Source organism: Mesorhizobium sp. WSM4848, assembly GCF_055811375.1.
This window is the reverse complement of sequence record NZ_JBVVPX010000008.1, coordinates 164959-182211: the sequence shown is the minus strand read 5'-3', so window position 1 is coordinate 182211 and position 17253 is coordinate 164959. Positions and strand designations below refer to the sequence as shown.

9 protein-coding genes and 6 pseudogenes are annotated in these 17253 nt (G+C 60.6%); 6 read left to right on the top strand and 9 right to left on the bottom strand.

The features are described 5' to 3' along the window. Positions 1-538: 538 nt before the first annotated feature. From AC0L16_RS11035 to AC0L16_RS11025, 3 genes are all read right to left on the bottom strand, one after another. Positions 539-2431: an ABC transporter ATP-binding protein gene (locus AC0L16_RS11035; protein ID WP_473498301.1), complete on the bottom strand. Its 1893-nt coding sequence runs from the start codon at positions 2429-2431 to the stop codon at positions 539-541. Then, complete coding sequence (locus tag AC0L16_RS11030) at positions 2431-4317, bottom strand: ABC transporter ATP-binding protein (RefSeq protein ID WP_473525403.1); 1887 nt, start codon at positions 4315-4317, stop codon at positions 2431-2433. Before AC0L16_RS11030 ends, AC0L16_RS11035 begins: the two co-directional genes overlap by 1 nt. A 368-nt stretch (positions 4318-4685) precedes the next feature. Next, positions 4686-5072, bottom strand: a complete 387-nt coding sequence (locus tag AC0L16_RS11025) for a DUF982 domain-containing protein (RefSeq protein ID WP_473498309.1) — start codon at positions 5070-5072, stop codon at positions 4686-4688. Here AC0L16_RS11025 and AC0L16_RS11020 point away from each other — a divergent pair. Then, a pseudogene (locus AC0L16_RS11020) lies at positions 5038-5535 on the top strand (hypothetical protein); the annotation flags it as partial. The gene AC0L16_RS11025 and the pseudogene AC0L16_RS11020 overlap by 35 nt on opposite strands. Before the next feature lie 48 nt (positions 5536-5583). On the opposite strand, the pseudogene AC0L16_RS11015 reads toward AC0L16_RS11020, so the two are convergent. Then, positions 5584-5724, bottom strand: a pseudogene (locus tag AC0L16_RS11015) (extracellular catalytic domain type 1 short-chain-length polyhydroxyalkanoate depolymerase); the annotation flags it as partial. A 237-nt stretch (positions 5725-5961) separates the two neighbouring features. On the opposite strand from AC0L16_RS11015, the gene AC0L16_RS11010 reads away from it, so the two are divergent. The 3 genes and pseudogenes from AC0L16_RS11010 (at position 5962) to glmM (ending at position 8682) form a co-directional block, all read left to right on the top strand. Beyond that, entirely contained in the window at positions 5962-6438 is a 477-nt protein-coding gene (locus tag AC0L16_RS11010) for a DDE-type integrase/transposase/recombinase (protein WP_473620683.1), read from the top strand. A 94-nt stretch (positions 6439-6532) separates the two neighbouring features. After that, positions 6533-7127 (top strand): annotated as a pseudogene (locus tag AC0L16_RS11005) (Tn3 family transposase). 202 nt (positions 7128-7329) lie between these two features. Continuing rightward, positions 7330-8682 carry a phosphoglucosamine mutase gene (gene glmM, locus AC0L16_RS11000; RefSeq protein WP_040591682.1) on the top strand — a complete coding sequence of 451 codons (1353 nt, stop codon included), beginning with the start codon at positions 7330-7332 and terminating at the stop codon, positions 8680-8682. Between the two features lie 4 nt (positions 8683-8686). Here glmM and AC0L16_RS10995 read toward each other — a convergent pair. The 4 genes and pseudogenes from AC0L16_RS10995 to AC0L16_RS10980 all read right to left on the bottom strand — a co-directional run. After that, positions 8687-9224, bottom strand: a pseudogene (locus AC0L16_RS10995) (IS6 family transposase); the annotation flags it as partial. A gap of 170 nt (positions 9225-9394) precedes the next feature. Then, on the bottom strand, positions 9395-9853 hold the full coding sequence (locus AC0L16_RS10990) for an NUDIX hydrolase (RefSeq protein WP_473620682.1): 459 nt from the start codon (positions 9851-9853) through the stop codon (positions 9395-9397). Positions 9854-10147: 294 nt separating this feature from the next. Next, positions 10148-11533, bottom strand: coding sequence for a TolC family outer membrane protein (locus AC0L16_RS10985; protein WP_473620680.1), 1386 nt, complete (start codon positions 11531-11533; stop codon positions 10148-10150). A 625-nt stretch (positions 11534-12158) separates the two neighbouring features. After that, positions 12159-12494: pseudogene (locus AC0L16_RS10980) on the bottom strand (helix-turn-helix domain-containing protein); the annotation flags it as partial. A 635-nt stretch (positions 12495-13129) separates the two neighbouring features. Between AC0L16_RS10980 and AC0L16_RS10975 the strand changes: the two are divergent. Both AC0L16_RS10975 and AC0L16_RS10970 read left to right on the top strand, forming a co-directional pair. Next, positions 13130-15289 (top strand): S46 family peptidase, encoded by a 2160-nt coding sequence (locus AC0L16_RS10975; RefSeq protein WP_473620678.1) that lies wholly within the window; start codon positions 13130-13132, stop codon positions 15287-15289. Positions 15290-15766: 477 nt separating this feature from the next. Next, positions 15767-16095, top strand: a pseudogene (locus AC0L16_RS10970) (type 2 periplasmic-binding domain-containing protein); the annotation flags it as partial. 13 nt (positions 16096-16108) lie between these two features. Here AC0L16_RS10970 and AC0L16_RS10965 read toward each other — a convergent pair. Next, a complete protein-coding gene (locus tag AC0L16_RS10965; RefSeq protein WP_473620676.1) occupies positions 16109-16921 on the bottom strand; it encodes a TIM barrel protein in 813 nt (270 codons plus the stop codon). Positions 16922-17253 lie beyond the last annotated feature (332 nt).

Genomic DNA, 17253 nt, shown 5'->3' with positions numbered 1-17253 from the left:
TATTCGCGGACCGATCCCGGCGTCAGGCCGACGCGGTATTCGTGGTTCTTGATTTCCCGGGGGCAGCCGACGCGCATTCGTTCCTCCTCGAATTTCTGATTTTGCGGGTGAACCATAAAACCATAAATAGCGCGGCAAGTGTTTGCGTATCCGGTTGTCGCCGGGCGCGGTGATCGCTATTCCTTGCGCCAAAATCCGTTCTATTCGCAGTAAGCACGAACAATGTCGCTCGACAGGATCGATATTGCCATTCTCGAGACATTGCAGAAGGATGGGCGGATATTTTAACGATCCGCGCACCCGGTGGCTTGAATCGCCATTGCTATGAAAGACGGCTTGGCGAAATATTCCTGCTCGGCGTCCGCTCATGCTGGCGAAGTACAGGACGGCGATTTACGGCTTCGGCGGCGGTGGGGCTTCTAGCCCCAATACGTCGCCTCCCAAGCCAACGCCAGACAGTCAGAATCTCTGTGCACGGTCGTTACTTCCACTTAGCAGAACGCGGCAGGGGCTATCTGTCCGGCTCCGCGAGGCCTGCTCACGTCGCTTTGCCGACGGCTGCGTCCATTCCCATCTCTTCCTCGGAAATATCGTCGAACGAAGCGTAATTCATGTTGTAGAGACGGGCGTAGAGGCCTTTTTTTGCCATCAGCTGTTCGTGGTTGCCGCTTTCGACGATCTCGCCGTTCTGCAGCACGATGATTCGGTCGGCTCCGCGGATGGTGGCCAGGCGATGGGCAATAACCAGCCCTGTACGGCCTTCCAGCAGTTTTATCAGCGCCTTCTGGATCAGCATCTCTGTATAGGAATCGATGCTGGCCGTGGCTTCGTCGAGCACAAGGATCTTGGCGTCGGCCACCAGCGCCCGCGCGAAACTGATCAGCTGGCGCTGGCCGAGCGAGAGATTGCCGCCACGCTGCTCGAGTTCGGTGTCGTAGCCATCGGGCAAGTTCTCGATGAAGTCGTGCGCGCCGACGGCCAGTGCGGCGCGGACCACCTGCTCGCGGCTGGCGCCGGCCTTATGATAGCGGATGTTCTCCAGCACCGTTCCTGAGAACAGGAACGGCTCCTGCAGCACCATTGCCACCTGCTCTCCGAGCGAATCCTGTGTCAGGTCGCGCACATCGTGCCCGCCGACCAGGACCTGACCCGACCAGACATCGTAGAAGCGGTGCACCAGCGCCATCGAACTGGACTTGCCCGATCCGGTCGGGCCGACAAGTGCTACGGTCTCGCCCGGGTTGACGCGAAAGGAAACGTTCTTCAGCACCGGCAGGTTCTGCCGGTAGCCGAAGGTGACGTTCCTGAACTCGACCGAGCCGTCCATGTCGCGCGACAGCTTAACAGCATTGTCCTTATCGCTGACGTCCACCGGCACGTCGAGCACTTCGGAGATGCGCTGGCCCGAAGCCATGGCGCGCTGCATCACGCTGTACTGCATGGTGAGCGAGCGGATCGGGTCGAAGAAGCGCTGGATGTAGAACAGGAACGCCACCATGACGCCGACGTCGAGGCTGTGCGACAGCACCATCGAGCCGCCCACGACGATGACTGTCGCCATGGCGAACCCGGTCAGCGTGTCGACGATCGGCACCATCACCTGCGCATACCTGGCCGATCTCAGATGGGCATTGAGATTGGCCAGCACCTTCTCGTCATAAAGATCGAAATTGACATGCTGGCGTTCCAGGCTCTGTACCGTACGCACGCCATGGATGCCTTCGGCCAGCGCACCGTTGGCGATCGAGTTGGTTTCATGCGCCGCCATGAAGGCGACCTTGGCGCGCGGCAGCCAGAACAGGCGCACGATGAACAGCACCGGCATGGTCGACAGCGTCAGCAGTCCGAGCCGGAAATCGAGCCAGAGCAGGACGCTGACGATGCCGAACAACAGCACGATGTCGCCCACCGACATCACCGACGTTTCAAGGAATTCCTGCATCGAATTCACATCGCCCTGCAGGCGCGACATCAGCCGGCCGACCTCGGTCTTGTCCATGAAGCTCAACGAGACCCGCTGCAGGTGGCTGAACATGGCGCGGCGCAGGTCGGAGAGCACGTTTTCGGCCACCTTGCCAACGACGCTCTCCTGCACATAGCTGGCGCCGTAGTTGATGAGGATGATCGTCGCGAAGGCGCCCGTCGCCCATATCATCACCGACTGGTCGAGCCTGCCCGCCGCCATGCCGTGGTCGATGGCGTAGCGGATGACCAGCGGGATCGCCAGCTGCGTCAGCGTGAACACCAGGACCGCGGCGACCGAGATGAAAATCCGGCCTCGATACGGTTTCACGAAGCTCCAGATGCGCCGCAGGATGCGCGGATCATAGACCTTGCCGAAGACTTCTTCCTCGTCGCGGTGCGAGCCGACGACCGCCTTTGTCGGCCGCCCGCTGGTGTCTTCCTTCTCGTCGCCGCTATGTGTCGACATCACGCGGCTCCCGTTACAACGGGTCGGTCATCGTCCGGCCGCAGCTGCAGGTCGTAAAGGGCGCGGTAACGTCCGCCGAGCGCCAGCAGTTCCTCATGCGTGCCGCGCTCGACGATCCGGCCGCCCTCCACGAACAGGATCTGGTCGGCATGCATCAGTGAACTCAGCCGGTGCGAGATGATGAGCGTCACGCGGTCCTTGGCGAAGCGTTTCATCGCTGCCCGGATACGCTGCTCGGTGCCGGCGTCGATGGCAGCAGTGGAATCGTCGAAGACCAGCACCGATGGCCGCAGCATTAGGCTGCGGGCGATGGTCAGGCGCTGGCGCTGGCCGCCGGAAAGCGACGCGCCGCGTTCGCCAACGACTGTGGTGTAGCCCGCCGGGAGCCCGATGATGTAGTTGTGCAATTGGGCATACTCGGCGGCTTGCCCGATGCGGGTCTCGCGCGCCCATGGATTGCCGTAGGCGATGTTGTTCTCGATCGAGGTGGTGAACAGGAATGCGTCCTGCTGCACCACGCCGACCGCCTTGCGCAGCGATTGCAGCGTGACCTTGCTGATGTCCTGGCCATCGATGGTGATGGCGCCTGACGTCACATCGTAGAAGCGCGGGATCAGGTGCGCGATGGTCGACTTGCCGCTGCCGGGCGGACCGACAATGCCGATGGTCTCGCCGGATCTTGCCTCGAAGGAGATCCCGGATAGCGTCGGGCGGCCAGCGCCCGCGTAGCGGAAGCCGACGTTGTCGAAGCGCAGCACACCGTCAGTGACGACAAGGTCCCTGGCGTCGGGCGCGTCCTCGATATCGAGTTCGGTGTCCAGCAGTTCGAACAGTCGCGTGCCGCAGGTCGAAGCGCGGGCGAATGAATTGACCATCAGGCCGAGCTGGCGCACTGGCATCTGCAATATGGTCATGAAGGTGAGGAACTGGGCCAGCGTGCCGACGCTGATCTGGCCCGCAATCACCTTCTGGCCGCCGAACCAGAGCACCAAGCCCATGGCGGCGAGGAACGAGAAATTCATGGCGCTGGTGTTGCTGACGCGGATGCCGACGCGCTGGTTGGCGAGGTCCAGCGCATCTTGCTTGGCGCGGTCGAACTTTTCCAGCTCATGCCGCTGCGCCGCAAAAGCACGCACGACACGGATGCCACCGAGGTTCTCATCCATCACCCGGCTCAGCACCGACAGCCGCTCTTGCAACGTCAGCCAGGTGCTGCGCAGCGCCAGCTGCGTGACCGAGGACCGCCAGGCGACGAACGGCACAAAGCTCAGGCTGAGCAGCCCGAGCACGAGATCGGTGCTGATCAGCAGATAAGCGCCGACGCCGATCAGCACGCCGAGCAGCACGACGCGCAGGATGCCGGTGGAGAAGAACATGCGCACGCCGTCGAGATCGAGCAGGCCGAGCGTGATGAGATCGCCGGTATGGACCCGGTCGTGGAAGGAGAAGCTCAGGCGCTGGATCTTCTCATAGAAAGCCAGCCGCAGTTCATAGCCGGTCCGGTGGCCGACGGCCTCGCCATAGTAGTTCTGCGCCATGGTGAAGAGGCCGCGCAGGATGCTGACGACGAGCAGCGTGAGCGCCGTGTTCCACAGCGCGCGCTCTGCCGCAGGACCAGCACCAGCAGTCAAGACGCCCTGCGCCTGATCGATGGCGCGTCCCAGCAAGCTCGGAATGAAAAGCTGCAGCGTCGCGGCAATGAAGGTCGAACCGATGGTGATGGCGACTTGCCAGGGATGGCGCAGCGTCATTCGCACGATACGCAGCAGGGTGCTGAGGCCTTTGCCCCAGGAGGCTTCCGCCACATGGACAAACGATTTGCCGCGCTTCGCCGCGCCGCTGGTTGCATCCGTACGCAAGGGAAATACCCAGACCAATCCGGACATTAGCCCGGACGAATGAAGCAGACTCAATTCAGATGGCGATGTTACGCGTGTCCGACTTGACCGTTCAAGGGGCCAATGGCGGCATCGCACTATGCCTGAAAGGCGTGCACCATTGGTCGTCGCGATCGTCCGCGAAAGGCAGCCCGGCGCGGCGAGCGCCTCCACATCCCGGCCACGAATTCGTCCGCAGATATGCGTCGAGGCCTTAGATGCCGCTCTCCGAGCCATAGGAGCTCGGGCCGATATGCGGCAACGCCTATGCCGAGTTCGCATATTTCAAGCTCAGCCACTACCCTTGCGCGCGTTCCGAGACGTTTGGCTCTCGCTATCGACGGGCGGTTTGCCTCCCGAACGCTTCGTTCGACGCGTCAGCCGGGAAAAACTCCCACGACCAGTATTCCGGCCTCGCCGGCGGCCTTGACGAAAGCCTGCCGCGCAAATTCCGGCGGACTGCTCGCCTTCAGGACCGCGATGCAGGCTTCGCGGGCCTGCTTGTGGCGCGGACCCCATTCCGTCGGCCAGCTGCGGAGAAGACACTCGGCCGCCGCTCGGGTCGAATATTGATCCTTTTGTCGCGCCCGCCCAGTTCCACACGGACATAGCTCTTCCAACGCTTCGTGTCCAAATCGCCCGCCAAGAGCTTCCCTCAGTCCACCAACGGTCTTGAAAGAATCGTCCGGATGGTCCGACCAAGCCGGGCCTGCCGAATCCGTGGCGAGGATGCCGAACTTTTTCAACAAATGGCTTACGGGCATTGTCGGCCGAATCTTCCCGGCGCTGTTTAGAAGGTGGGGAACAAGAAGCAGCACGTTGATTGTTGACAGGTCATGTTATCTAGCAACGCCTCCTAGCCGACCAAACCCAGCTCCCTTCAGGACAAGGCAAATAATCTTGGTCAATGCCGATGAGGGGATTTGCATGAGGAAATCTGTTGGGCTGTTCGCTGCGCTGGCCGTGATCGGTCAGGACGCAGCTGCGCAGGAAGCGACGGTGCTCGAACGCATCGTGGTGGAGGGGCTAGGCGGTGTGCCCCTGACCGCAACGATCGGCACCCTGCCGGAAGCGTATCCCGGGGGACAAGTTGCGCGAGGGGGACGCCTGGGCCTGCTCGGCGACATCATGGATACGCCGTTCAACATAGGCAGCTACACGGCGCAGACCATCGAGAATCAGGGCGCGCGCACGGTGGCCGACGTGATGATCAATCATCCTTCCGTGCGGAGCACCCATTCAACCGGCGGGATATTGGATTCCTTCTATATTCGCGGCGGAGAGGCCGGTGATAAAGATACGCCCACGGTCGAGGCCATATTCGACCACAATCGCCGCGATCATCTGGCGGATGGGAAGGGCCTCTCCGCCGTTCCGCTTTGTATCGCCTGGCACGAACCAGTTGAAGCAGAGGGATAGCCGCAGTGTGTATCCGACGTCCGGACTCCTTCGATTTCGAAAAATCTCCCTGGTCAAACCTGCCAAACTTCTCCGTGTTCAAAGCTGGTCCTCAAAAAGAGGCGGGGACGCCGGGAACTGCACGATCCGCCGCTGGTGACACTGTTTGTCATTAGCCTGTGGAAACCAGAAATCGCGAGAGATTGGCAGCCTAGGTGTTTGATCCCGGGCTTCGCCGTCACCGGCAAGTGGCACATGGACGAGACATACATCAAGATACGCGGCCAATGGATGTATCTCTATCGTGCCGTCGACGGAGTCGGCGACACGGTCGAGTTCTTCTTCAGCGAACACCGCGACTGCCGGCAGCCAAGCGCTTCTTCCGGAAGGCCCTGGAGCGCCACGGCACCGGATCGCACCGTCATCGACGGCAGCCCGACCAATCATGAGGCGATCATTTCCTGCGACGCCGAACACCGTCTGCGGAATCGACCGCGACGAGCGCTGAAGCCGATCCGCATCCGCAAGAGCAAGTACCTCGACAATCAGATCGAGCAGGACCATCGGCGCATCAAGCGCCGCACTCGGTCAATGCTCGGCTCAAGTCGATGGAGTGCCGATGCCGTCCTTTCCGGCATCGAGATGGTTCACATGATGCGCAAACGGCAGGCGAGGTTCGCCTATAATCCACGTCCCTCGATCGCCGAGCAGTTCGAAATCCTTGCAGCATGATCATCGGCGCGAAAGCGTCCCGTTGTAACCAAAAGCACGATTTGCGACAGAACCCTTTACCGACACTGGCGGTGCGAGCGATCACGTCTTCGGGCTGTTCGCCCTGATCGGTAAGCGCTTCGCGCCGCGACTGCGCAACCTCAAGGATCGGAAGTTCCACACATTCGAGAAAAGCGATGCCTATCCGGCGCTGTCGAACCACATCGATCAACACCACCCTGATCCTCGACCATTGGGATGATCTGCTTCATCTAGCGGCGTCGATCGCCACTCGCGCAGTTGTGCCCTCGACGATCCTGAAAAAGCTATCGGCATCTCCGAAGGAAAGCCAACTCGCAAGGGCGCTGCGGGAACTGGGCAGGATCGAGCGATCCATATTCATGATTGAATGGTACTCAAGCCCGGCACGCTGCCAAGCCGGCCTCAACAAGGGCGAAGCAGCACACAAGCTCAAGCGCGCCTCGTCGTCAGCGCGATCGTACACTGGAACACGGTCTATCTCGACCGCGCGGGCCACACAGTTGAAACGAGGGGGGCGAAACATTCCAGATACGCTGTTGAAGCATATCTCGCCGCTGAGTTGGCAACATATCAACCTGACAGGCATCTACACCTGGGACACCGAGCATCAGATGCCCAAAGGCTTTCGAACCCTTAGGCTACCGACCCCAACCCGGCGAGCCGCATGAGTTTCACGATCCGTTCGGGCTTAGCGCAAGATTTTGTACAGCTCTTGTCCTCACCCCAGATTGTGAGCTAAGGACACCTTTCGTCCTGACAATCATGGTATCCTGCAAAGAAGATGCGGAGTGGCAAGCGGCCAGTACACTGGCTGTGGGAATGTCCACGAGGCGACACTTGGGTGAATTATATATGGGCACGTCGAGTAAGATGACGAGACGATATTTCGGAACGGACGGGATCCGGGGAGGGGCCAACAAATTTCCGATGACCGCCGAGGTTGCGATGAAGGTCGGCATGGCTGCCGGCCTGTCGTTCCAGCGCGGCCACCATCGCCATCGCGTCGTGCTCGGCAAGGATACGCGGCTGTCGGGCTATATGATCGAGAACGCGCTGGTCGCGGGCTTCTGTGCCGCCGGCATGGATGTGTTCCTGCTGGGGCCGATTCCGACGCCGGCGGTCGCCATGCTGGCGCGGTCGCTGCGCGCCGATATCGGCGTGATGATCTCGGCCTCGCACAACCCCTATTACGATAACGGTATCAAGCTGTTCGGCCCCGACGGCTACAAGCTGTCGGACGAGATCGAGATGCGCATCGAGGCGCTGCTCGACCAGGATGTCGACATTTCGCTGGCCGACGCGGATGGGCTCGGGCGCGCCAAGCGCGTGGACGGCGTGCACGACCGCTATATCGAATTCGCCAAGCGCACTCTGCCGCGGTCCATGTCGCTGGCGGGCCTGCGCATCGTGGTCGATTGCGCCAACGGCGCCGCCTACAAGGTGGCGCCGGCAGCGCTTTGGGAACTCGGCGCCGAGGTCATCACCATCAACAACGAGCCGAACGGCTTCAACATCAACGAGGAATGCGGTTCGACGCACCCGGTGGGCCTCTCCAAGAAGGTTCATGAAGTGCGCGCCGACATCGGCATAGCGCTCGATGGCGACGCCGACCGCATGGTCATCGTCGACGAGAACGGCGCTGTCGTCGACGGCGACCAGATCATGGCGCTGATCGCCGAATCCTGGCATCAGAGCGGCCGCCTGGCAGGCGGCGGCGTCGTCGCCACCGTCATGTCCAATCTCGGCCTCGAACGCTTCCTCGGTGAAGCCGGCCTGCAACTTCACCGAACCCAGGTCGGCGACCGTTACGTGGTCGAGCACATGCGCGCGCATGGGCTGAATGTCGGCGGCGAGCAGTCCGGCCATATCGTGCTGTCTGATTTCTCCACCACCGGCGACGGGCTGGTCTCGGCGCTGCAGGTGCTGGCCTGCATCAAGCGCCAGAACAAGCCGGTCAGCGAGATCTGCAAAAAGTTCGAGCCGGTGCCGCAGCTCATGAAGAATGTGCGCTTTTCCGGCGGCGAGCCCCTGGAGACAGCACCCGTCAAGGCCGCGATCGAGGATGCCCGCAACCGGCTCGGCAAGTCCGGCCGCCTAGTGATCCGGCCTTCCGGCACCGAGCCCCTGATTCGGGTTATGGCCGAGGGCGACGACCAGAAGCTGGTCGAGACGGTGGTGAACGACATCGTCGGCGTCATGGCCGAGATCAAGACCGCTGCCTAGACGTGCGGCGCTTGATGCGCCGATGGTCCTGATCCGATTGTTGAGGTACTTGCTCTTGCGGATGCGGATCGGCTTCAGCGCTGGTCGCGATCGATTCCGCAGAAGTGTTCGGCGTCGCAGGAAATGATCGCCTCATGATTGGTCGGGCCGCCGCCGATGATGATGCGATCCGGTCTGCCGTGGCGCTCCAGGGCCTTCCGGAAGAAGCGCTTGGCTGCCGGCAGGTCGCGGTGTTCGCTGAAGAAGAACTCGACCGTGTCGCCGACGCCGTCGACGGCACGATAAATACATCCGTTGGCCGCGTATCTTGATGTATGTCTCGTCCATGTGCCACTTGCCGGTGACGGCGCGCTTGCGCCCGTTGAAGCGCTCCAGAAGCTGGGGCGAGAAGTGGACGACCCAGCGGTGCACAGTCGAATGGTCGACGTTCAGGCCGCGTTCGGCCATCATCTCCTCCGGACGCGCAGGCTGAGATTGTAGGCCAGATACCAGCGCACGCACAGCAAGATCACTGATCGGTCGAAATGACAGCCTTTGAACATAACAAGCGCGCGCCAGATATGGCTGCCATTCCGTTTGCGACAGAATCACCGAGCCTCCATCATTCAGTTCCGCCAGTTCAGCGGAAGGCCGTCGCTTTCGCGCTCGCCGGAGCGCCTCGTTGAGTGCGACGCGGGTGAGCCAGGTAATTGAGCATGTTTTATCCTAGCGTTCAGAAACAAGCCAGTTCAGGCGCTATAGATTCCAGTAGGGCAGCCAACTCAGGTTCGTCGACCAGGAGGGCTGCTTGATCGGGCTTAAGCCAGGCCCGTCTTCGATACTCCTGCTCCTTCCATTCATCCAGCTCCTGCTGCACGTGAAGCGGGTATACTTCAACGGTTACCGGGACAAACGTGTCCTTCAATCGCTTCCAATAATGGAAGCTGCCAACGGGTTGCTCATGCAAAGTGCCTACTACTCCCGCTTCCTCACCCGCCTCTTGAGCTGCAGCCTCGCAGTCTCGTCGACCCTTCATCGGCCACCCCTTGGGCAAGATGAAGCGGCCCGTTTGCCGAGATGTTAGCAGCAAGATTTCATCGTCTCCGTCTGCAGTGCGGCGATAAGGCAATGCGGCAACCTGTGCGATGGGCTTACCACGGCGCGCTCGCTTCTCCAGCTTCTTTTTCTTCAACCGGCCATCCATCTCGCTAAAACCTTAGCCCGTATTGTCGGTAGCGGGCTAGCTTTTGGCGATAGCCACAGCTGGGTTCTTGGACGACTCCGCCCCTGGCCGGGAGGTGTCCAATAAGCCGTCTTCAAAGCCCTGCGCGACGGCGCGCCCGATATGATCGCGGGCCGGTCCGTTTCGCCGGCAACCCGTATGCCGAGAGAGACGTATCAAACATGAGAGGCAGGCACTCCCATGCTGGTGGGAGGCGAAAATGCATCCACTTGTCATCGAACGCGAAGCTTCAACTCGGGCAGTTTATCGCGAATCTGGCGTGCGTAGACCGGTCCACTTGTCCTTGACAGTGTCGTCCGGCCTGTATTTTGTCACCTGCAGGTTGAGACGCTTGGCCGAAAGGTGACCGATCGCCTGTAGGATGCCATAACTCGCCACCACCACGTCGTGTTCGGCTTTGGCCTGATTGATCTTGCCGGAGATGACTGCGGCCTGTGCGTTGAGAACGTCGAGCGTGGTGCGTCGGCCGACATCGCGCTCCTCGATGACGCCGTTCAAGGCAAGCTGCGTAGCGGCAGTCACCTGCCTGTTGGCGGCTACAGTTTGCCGGGCTGCGGTGTACGTGGTCCATGCTGCAATCACTTGCTGACGCACCAGATCGCGGCCGACATCGGTTTCGATCCGGGCCTGACCAAGCGATTCCTTGTTCCGTCGTACAAGCGCCGAACTGCGGCCACCCGAATACATCGGTATGGTCAATGTCGCGCCGATGCTGGCCGAATTGGTCGTGCCGTCCTGCTGGCTCGCTATAGGCGAGGTGTTGCGATAGGCGCTCGAGACGCCAGCGGAAGCGGAGAGTTGAGGCAGCAGCGCACCTTCGGCCGATTTCACCGAAAACGCTGCCGCGTCGACCAGATGCTGCGAGGCCAGGATGGCGGGGTGCTCGCTTGATGCAGTCACGATTGCCGCATCGAGACTCGGCGGCAACAGCTTCGATGGCGGCGAAGCGGCTCTGAGCCTCCCCGGCTCGTGGCCGACGAGCTGACGATAGGTCGCCGCACTCACTAGGAGCTGCTCACGGGCGCCGGCCAATTCCGCCACGGCAGACGCGCGCGAAGCGTCGGCTTGAGCGACGTCGGTACGCGTAACCTCGCCAACCTCGAAGCGCGAACGCGCAGCTCGCGCCTGCTCGGTCAGGAACCGCACGTTTTGCTGCGTCAGCACCGCTACCTGCCGGTCGCGAACGACGTTCATATACGCCTGGGCTGATTTGAACAGGATGTTCTCTTCGGTGTTGCGCATGCTTTCGACCGAAGCTCTGACCTGCGATTCGGCGGCGGCGACGTTGTTCCTAGTCTGAAAACCGTCGAACAGCGTCTGCTTAATCTTGACGCCATATTCGCCGGTCGTCTTTCGCGCGTTTTTATTGCTCCCGTTAACATGGCTGCTGGACTGACCGACGTTCGCGGAACCCTCGATCGTCGGGCGCCACCCTGACTTGGCGATGGCTACGCTCTCATCGGTAACGCGGACCTTGGCGCGGGACGAATTTAGAGAAGAATTGTTCTGGTATGCCTCCGATAGGGCTTCCAAAATGCTCTCGGCGGAGGCGGCGTTCGAAGATAGCGGTGCAGTCGCTACAATCAACAATGCCAGTCCCGCCAGTCTCTTACGTGATCGCAAATTCATTTCCCCATTCTGAACGCTGGATAATCCCGGCCGCACAGCAGCTACCAATCAACGCACGGGCCCCGCGTTGAACGCGCCCAGATACTCGGGCCCGCAACTAGGACGCTGTGGGTACCTCATGCGCCTCCTGGGTGCGGGTCGGCGCAGCCACGCTTCGGACCGCGGAAAGCTTTTTGCGAAGAGTGATAAATTGAACAAATAGATTGTTTGGATCGATGCATCCAAATGATGGATACAACTGCTCCCTGCCTGATAACCATTGGACCAGACATTCGCACGCAAAAAGGGCGGGCCCCGGATCAAGCTCATTCGATTGCGACCCCAGCGACCGTCATCTCGTTTCGAGATTGACAGCGGCACCTCGCCGGGCATCAGTTCGGGAGCGATTTGAGAGTTTCGACGTAGCGTTCGGAGATGGCGGCGTTCATCGGCGCGTTGATGATCAACGGTGCGACAAGACCGTGGCATCGCAGCCCAGCGATGAAGGTCTGCGTCTGCCATTGGCCGAATGGCGGCGCATGCGTCCTGAAGCGCTCGCCCTTCGCTACCCAGCCGGTGTCTTTGGTCAGCTTGGTATTGGTCGACGTCTCATCGAGGAAGATCAGGCGTGCTAAAACCTTGTTGGCGAAGGCAGCGTCTCCTTGCTGACCGCCAGCTGATGCCGTTCGATCAGCTTCTCGCGGGCAAGCGTCGGACCGAAGTCGATGTAGTGTTCGCGGATCAGCTCTAGCACGAAGTCGCGAACACCATCGACAATGCGATTGTTGGAACGCCGGCCACGCGCCTTGTGCCGGAGAGCCCCAGCGCCATCCGCCTGGAACGTCTTCAACAGCCGCTGGATCTGACGAACTGAAACGCCGAGCAAACTTGCCGCCGCAACGCTCGTCATTCGCCGCTCAACAATCTTCGACAAAACCTCGATACGCCGCAGCTCGCGTTCGCTCATCAGAACCAGTCCCAATCTGCAATCTCCCGCGCTCTCGAATGCGGGCAGATTGGCAAGGCAGGAGCGACATTCCTACTTTGCCAGATCCGGACATTTTAACTTAGCTGCTACAGGTCAAAGTCGCATAATTGGCACAGCGGAACGGGAGCTGAGCAGTTCCTGAACCGCCCGGCGCCTCAAGCGGCGATAATAATTCAGATGTTCGCAGATGGGTCGCTCCACTTCCCGACCGGCGAACACCAGCAAGGATATGCCCAGGATACCGCATGGTCTTCGGCGTATACGGCTAGGTGAAGAAACGCACTCTCACAATTAATGGCCAGCGACGGCCGTTCGGCAGCGGGCTTCGTCGCTGGCGAGGACGAGGGTGTCGGGTCTACGACGAAATGTCGGAGGTCGGACATGGAAGGCAGCTTACCATTTGGGTCGTTGAAAGCTTTATTCATTTGGCACGATTAGTGCAACGGATAATCCGCAAACGTTGCACGGAACCGATACAATGTGAGGGAAGCGTCATTCAGATGTTTGCGTTGACCGTCCCCTTAGTCTTCACCCAGTGGCAGCCGCGCAGGCGCTGGCGTCGCCGGCCAGCCCGATAGCTCATCGATCCAGTCGGCGGAGACAGTAGATAGAGTGGGAGAGACACCAGTATGAACTGCGAATGTGATAGGGTTGCTTGGGTAAGTGCCATCGCCTTGCTGTGGACGGCCACTGCTGCATCGGCGAACGAAGGCATGTGGATGCCGGCCCAGAGTGCAGAAGTCGGCGCGGCCATGCGCGCGGATGGGCTCCAGATCGATCCCGCGCAGCTGAGCCGTCTGGACGCTGCTCCGCTTAACGCGATCGTTTCACTGGGCGGATGCTCCGCCTCATTCGTCAGTCCGCAAGGACTGGTCGCCACCAACCATCACTGCGTGCTGGAATCCATCCAGTACAACAGCAAGGAGAGCCAAGACTATCTCACCAACGGGTTTCTGGCGAAGAGCCTGGGTGAAGAATTGCCTGCGGCGCCCGGCAGCCGCATCTATGTGATCGAGGATATGCGGGATGTGACCGCTGACATGCTCAAGGGCGTCTCGGACAAGCTGAACGGCTTTGCCCGCTATGAGCGGCTCGAAGCGAACCGCAAGGCGCTGATCGCCGCGTGTGAAGAACAGCCCAATCGCCGCTGCGACGTGATGCCCTATTATGGCGGCGCCTCCTCCCATCTCCAGCAGAAGCTCGAAATTGAGGACGTGCGCCTCGTCTACGCGCCCGCGCCCGGCATCAGTAACTTCGGCGGCGAAACGGACAATTGGATGTGGCCGCGCCACACAGGCGATTTCGGCTTCTATCGCGCCTATGTCGCTCCTGATGGTTCCTCCCGGCCCTATGCGCGTGACAATGTGCCTTACCGGCCAAAGAGTTGGCTGCCCATAGCCCGTGAAGGCGTCCAAGAAGGCGATTTCGTGATGGTCGCCGGCTTTCCCGGCGCAACCCAGCGGTTCCTCACCGCCGATGAAGTCCGGTTCAACTTCGCCGACTACGAACCACTGTCCCAGCGTTTGCTCTCGGATTATGCCGCTCAGATCAACCAAGCCACGGCAGGCAATCGCGAAGCGCAGATCCGCTACGCCTCCATCCTACAAGGCGTGGAAAACTACAAGAAGAAGCTGGCGGGCGATCTAGCCGGCGCCGACGCGATCGGCCTCGACGCGCGCAAGGCTACCGAGGAGGAAGCTTTTCGCGCCTGGGTCGCTGAGTATCCCGTGCGGCAGACGCGCTTTGACGCCGCAATCCGCGAACTGGACGCGATGGTGGGCGAGAATAGCCGGGCTTCGCTGGCGAGGCTGCGCCAGGCGTTGCTCAATCGCGCGCAACTACTGTCATCGGCACGCACTCTCTATCGCTGGACAAAGGAGCACGAGAAGCCCGATGAAGACCGTGAAAGCGGCTTTCAGGATCGTGACCGTAAAGAAATCTCGGATCAGCTGACGCAGATCGAACGCCGCTATTTGCCAGACATCGATCGAAAGCTTTTCGAGGCCGCACTCGACGAATATCGCCGGCTGGACGCAAAGGATCGGGATACTGCTTTCGAAAGCGCTTTGGGTCAAATTGGCCTTGACCGACTTTATGCAGACACCAAACTCGCAGACACGGCAATGCGGCTCGGCTGGCTTGACAAGCCCGCTGCTGCCTTCGAGGCGTCGGAGGACCCTTTCATTAAGCTGGCGCTCGCTCTTTACCCCGGCGACTTAGCTGCGGAGCACGCTGCGAAGGACCGCGCTGGACGCAGCCAGGCGGCTCGCGCCATCTACATGCACGGCCAGCGTGCCTATCGGCAGGCAATCGGCCGGCCGATGTATCCCGACGCGAATGGCTCGCTGCGCACCACTTGGGGCAAGGTGTCGGGGCGAACACGCGACGGGCAGATCTGGATGCCCTTTACCACGGCGGAGGGACTTCTGGCCAAAGAAACGGGCAAGGGTGAGTTCGATGCTCCAGATGCGGCTATCGCAGCGATCCGAGCCAAGGATTATGGCCCCTATGTCGCGCCGGCGCTGGGCACGCTTCCAGTCGACTTCCTGTCCACCGCCGACATCACCAACGGCAATAGCGGCTCGGCCACGCTGAATGGGCGCGGCGAGTTCGTCGGCCTCGCCTTCGATGGCACGCTTGATGGAGTGATCTCCGATTGGGCATATGCCGCAGACCGCAATCGCAGCATCCATGTCGACAGTCGCTTCATGCTCTGGATCATGGACAAGATTGACGGCGCTGGCCGGTTGCTCAAGGAGATGGGAGTGCTGCCGGCGTCGCGCTCCTGAGCGGGGTAGTCTGGTGGCAGGGAAATGCAATTCGGGGACATTGACGTGAGCTTGCCACAGCGATCGTTGATCGTGCTCGAATCGGCCGGCGCTCCAATGCATGCGCAACATTCAAGGTTCGCCAGCGCCTGAGCCGTTGCCCAATACCGTTTCCCCCTTGGCATAACTTCAAATGACTTAATCTGTGCAGTCGCACCGATGCGCCTGAACATCGCACTTTCATCTTTTTTGCGTGTTTCGCGAACTCTGGACAGGGCTAAATTGCGGACGGCTGTTTCGCTAAGTCCACGCACAGCTTGCCGGCGTCTGTCCTCGGGAGAGCTGGCTTGATTTGTCTGAACAGTTTGGCGAGGACCGCGAAATGAAGGCAGCATAGGGAATGGAAGCGCCACGGGCGACGACTCGATAGAAGCGGTTCACCCGTTCGACCAGCGAAGTGACGTTCATTAATCGCACTACTCAGGGTCCGAGCTGAAGCCCTCCATCGAGGAGCGGTTTTTCTTGAGCATGGCCTCAAGAGACGTGTCGAGGTTATCGTGCAGGCGTTTAGCATGATCCCGCCGATGGTCTCAGGCACAGCTCGTATAGCGACCATGCCCTTCCGGCTGATTGAGCATTTCAAGAAAACCTTCCCGCTGCGGATCATCGAACTTCCGCTGCCGCTTCCCGCATTTACCGAGGCCCTCCAATGGCCCGCCTTTCACAACAGTGATGCGGCAAGCATCTGGATGCGAGAGATAGTGTTACAGGAGGCGTCTCGAATGACTTCTCCGCGGGACGCCAAAAGCCGTCCCAGGCACCCCTAATTACTCCCGCGTCTCACGCCGCCATTCGCGTCAATAGCCCTTGTCGGACGAGATCGATACTCGCGGCAAGTGCGCCTGCGACGTCGTCCAGCGCGTGGGCTGCGTCGACAAACGGTGCGAAGGAGAAGGGGCCCTCATAACCGCCATCAAGCAGCGCCTGGATCTGGCTGCCATTGTCGGAACCTGCTAGGACGCGATCCGGGTAAATCCAGTGGATTGGATCGTTCACGCTTGAAATGTGCACGAGACCGGTCAGGTCGCAGGAGAAGAACGGCTCCCCGGCGAGCGTGTGATGAAACGTGTCGTGCACGAGGCGGAAGACGGACTGGCCATCAATGGCGGCAATGGCCTTAGCCGCTTCGTTCTTCGATCGAAGCGAGCAGGTCTGGAAGCCCAGCGGCTCGATGAGACCGATCAGGCCGCGCGACTGGAGGATCGGCTTGAGCGCCTTCAAGGCAAAGCGGAGATCGCCCCGGCGCTCGCCATTGGCGGGCCAGGAGCCATCGTTGACCGGCACCAGCATGAGCGTCTTGGCGCCGCAGGCCGCCGCATAATCGGCGAGCTTGCTCGCTTCGGCCTTGCGGGCGGGTGTCCACTCATTGAAGCGCTGCAAGGCATTGATGGAAATAATCCCAACGCCTGCTTCGGCGGCGGCAGACCGGACGTCCGCCGCCGGCATGCCGCGTGCAATAGCATTGCTGCGCTGTTGGCTGCGGACCTGGACATCGGTCAGGCCCTGGTCACGGGCAAAAGCGAAAAGTGCCCGGACGTCGAGTCCGGACGTCGCCATGTGGTCGAGTGCAAAGCGGGGCGCTGCTTGGCGCATGGCTTGGCTTTCCTTCAATGTTCCGGGAAATCTTTCTTTGACGCTATTGCGACACTCGACTTAAGACAAACGATTAGATCAGATGTTTTTCATCTGAAAAGGAGATGGCTGATGAACAGCGCCGACCTCCGGTTTTTCCAGGCGGTTGTGAGAGCAAACAGCACGGATTGGAGCACAATGGCTGGCCAGGGTGCTCCGCTTGCGCGTGCCATGCGGCCAAACTCATTTCGAGGTCAGCACTGCTGCTCTTAAGACCGAGGTTCAACAATCAAATCGAGATCAGTAAGTGTGACTGTCGTCGAAGGTGACCCGCAGCAGCCGAGTGCCCCATC

Excerpts from the sequence above, each read along its gene's own strand:
- AC0L16_RS11035 (WP_473498301.1), bottom strand. The coding sequence starts at position 2,431 with ATGTCGACACATAGCGGCGACGAGAAGGAAGACACCAGCGGGCGGCCG.
- AC0L16_RS11030 (WP_473525403.1), bottom strand. The coding sequence starts at position 4,317 with ATGTCCGGATTGGTCTGGGTATTTCCCTTGCGTACGGATGCAACCAGC.
- AC0L16_RS11025 (WP_473498309.1), bottom strand. The coding sequence starts at position 5,072 with ATGCCCGTAAGCCATTTGTTGAAAAAGTTCGGCATCCTCGCCACGGAT.
- AC0L16_RS11010 (WP_473620683.1), top strand. The coding sequence starts at position 5,962 with ATGGACGAGACATACATCAAGATACGCGGCCAATGGATGTATCTCTAT.
- glmM (WP_040591682.1), top strand. The coding sequence starts at position 7,330 with ATGACGAGACGATATTTCGGAACGGACGGGATCCGGGGAGGGGCCAAC.
- AC0L16_RS10985 (WP_473620680.1), bottom strand. The coding sequence starts at position 11,533 with ATGAATTTGCGATCACGTAAGAGACTGGCGGGACTGGCATTGTTGATT.
- AC0L16_RS10975 (WP_473620678.1), top strand. The coding sequence starts at position 13,130 with ATGAACTGCGAATGTGATAGGGTTGCTTGGGTAAGTGCCATCGCCTTG.
- AC0L16_RS10965 (WP_473620676.1), bottom strand. The coding sequence starts at position 16,921 with ATGCGCCAAGCAGCGCCCCGCTTTGCACTCGACCACATGGCGACGTCC.